We start from the raw sequence: 2,401 nt of genomic DNA on the forward strand, positions 1-2,401 counted from the left end.
AATTCGCACCCTATTAAATCTCAAAATAAAACTATGTAAATAGTGATATATAATAAGATATAATTTAATTTAAATGTTAACCAACCGATATTCAAGGAATTGTCGTATTTTTAAGTATATTCTATTAATTATTAACGAGTTAATACTTTAAGTACCTAATTATATTACATGAAAATATTTTAAAGTAACACACAGTTGCTCTTTGCAACATATTTAGTTAAAGCACGTCAACGATAAATTAACGAGGGTATAAAAGATGTCGCTGATATATGGATACAACCACACTGTCACGAAAAGCGGGAGTTACACTCTTGTTCCAGCTGTGCCGGTCCTTGGAGTAATATCGATTGGCGGAGCTAGTGCTGATTTTTCAGGCAAAAACGTCAATGCTTCCGTCAATTTTTCTCCCTCATTAATTTCCCTGGCAAACCCTTGGAGTGTCACCTCAAGCAACAACGCCTTTGTTACCGTTACTGGACTGACAGGTGGCGTTGTTAATGCACTGACCGGAGCGACATTCACAGCAGATGGAGGCACCATTTCCATGGATAGTGCCTCGACGATATCAGCCCTTTCTGGTTCGACATATAATATATCTTCTGGCGGAAAGCTGATCCTGAATTCAGTGCAGAACCAAGCTGCGATTTCTGCCTTAAGTGGATCCAAAGTAGCTTTCGGAAAAGGTGGTGGTACACTTCTGATTAACCCAGGAAGCAATGTATCCGTCATTTCTTTTCAAAGTATATCAGGATTTGAGAATGCGGGATCAACCATAGAAATTCCTGGCGCAACAAAGGTTGTTTCCGTTTCAAAGAACGGAAATAGCACGAATATCGTTACAGATAATGGAAAAACAATCACGGTATCGGGAGATTTTTATGACTATGGAACAAATAATAATTTGTTCCAGTCATATCAGGACGGAAATTTATTCATTAGTTCGACCCCATTAAATAACACAAGCCAGAACGGAGTCTTGGTTTGCTTCCTGAGGGATTCGATTATTTCTGTCCCCGATGGAAAAAAGGCCGTGCAGGATATCGTCATGGGTGACGAAGTCCTCTGTTATAAAGACGGGGGGATATATACAGATATTGTCACGTGGGCGGGACATGCGCATTGTACGGTGCGACCGTATCTTCCACGGGATCAGGCGGGCTATCCCGTCCGTATTCTGAAGGACGCGGTATCCGACGGCGTACCGTTCAAGGATATGCTCATCACAGCCGAGCACTGTCTGTTTTTTGATGGAAAATTCGTTCCGGCCCGTATGCTCGTAAATGGTCGTTCGATCTTCTATGACACGTCGATAACCTCTTACGATTACTACCACATCGAAACTGAAGAACATTCAGTTATCATGGCGGATGGTATGCTGACTGAGAGTTATCTTGATACTGGAAATCGTAGTGCGTTTCGGCAGGCTGGAGAGGTCGTGTCTCTGACACCTTCCCGTAATCTGTCCTGGGAGGATGCAGCAGCGTCTTTGACCGTAGACCGTGATCTTGTCGAACCCCTCTTCCGTCAGATTGAGACACGAGCTGTTCACCTCAATTCTCCTCTTATGACTGATACTCCCTCCCTGACGCAGGAGAACGATCTTCATTTGGTCACAGATACCGGTACGACGCTCCGCCCGATCCGTAAGAATAATGATCGGATTATGTTCATGATTCCGGCTGGTGTTGAAAACGTTCGGATTGTTTCAAATGCAAGCCGCCCGTGTGATGTTGTCGGACCGTTCGTGGATGACCGCCGTATGCTCGGCCTGCTGGTCGGCGACGTCCAGCTTTTCGAGGGACACGCGACGAAGACCCTGACATCTCATCTGCAGGACATCAATCTGTCCGGATGGAATAATGTCGAGGACGGCCTGTGCCGCTGGACAAACGGAAGCGCGCTCTTGCCTCTTGGGTCCCGGCCGATTGGAAGTATTGCTCTCATGGCGCTTCAGGTTCACGCTTCGGGGCCATATCTGGCCTCAGACGCTGAAGCTGACCTACACGCTCTACAGGCTTGACGTGACACTAACCCAGCGTCAGCAAAACGCTGGGTTAAGGTGCTCCCTGGAAAGCACTTCGGGGATTAAATAAGCGATATAAACAACACCTTAAAGGCCAGAATGGCTTGCAATTGAACGGATATAGCCATCGCGCTCATGCATGTCCCATGCACAGACAACCAACGTGGGGGCTCGAAAAGTCGTCCACCTAGGTTTCCTGCGTTTCGGTAATCCTGCTTCTAGATTGAGCCAAATTATGTCTGATATGTAGATGCCGATTTCGGAAAAATTATGTCTGTGAAGTAGGCGACCGCCGCCTGTCTGTTTTGGTTCGCTTGAGCAGACAGGCGAATTAGGGGAGCAAGCAGATGTCGGCTGTTGGCGAGGAAATAAGCGTAA

At 46.2% G+C, this 2,401-nt stretch carries 2 protein-coding genes; one reads left to right on the forward strand and one right to left on the reverse strand.

The annotated features are described in order from the left end of the window. Nucleotides 1-303 precede the first annotated feature (303 nt). A complete protein-coding gene (locus tag GJA01_RS15695; protein ID WP_231875796.1) occupies nucleotides 304-729 on the reverse strand; it encodes a hypothetical protein in 426 nt (141 codons plus the stop codon). On the opposite strand from GJA01_RS15695, the gene GJA01_RS15005 reads away from it, so the two are divergent. Then, nucleotides 626-2,020, forward strand: coding sequence for a Hint domain-containing protein (locus GJA01_RS15005; protein WP_253783041.1), 1,395 nt, complete (start codon nucleotides 626-628; stop codon nucleotides 2,018-2,020). The two genes, GJA01_RS15695 and GJA01_RS15005, sit on opposite strands and share 104 nt — an antisense overlap. Nucleotides 2,021-2,401: the final 381 nt, after the last annotated feature.

It is taken from the genome of Gluconobacter japonicus (assembly GCF_002723975.1).
GTDB classification, from domain to species: domain Bacteria; phylum Pseudomonadota; class Alphaproteobacteria; order Acetobacterales; family Acetobacteraceae; genus Gluconobacter; species Gluconobacter japonicus.

Excerpts from the sequence above, each read along its gene's own strand:
- GJA01_RS15695 (WP_231875796.1), bottom strand. The coding sequence starts at position 729 with ATGACGGATACATTGCTTCCTGGGTTAATCAGAAGTGTACCACCACCT.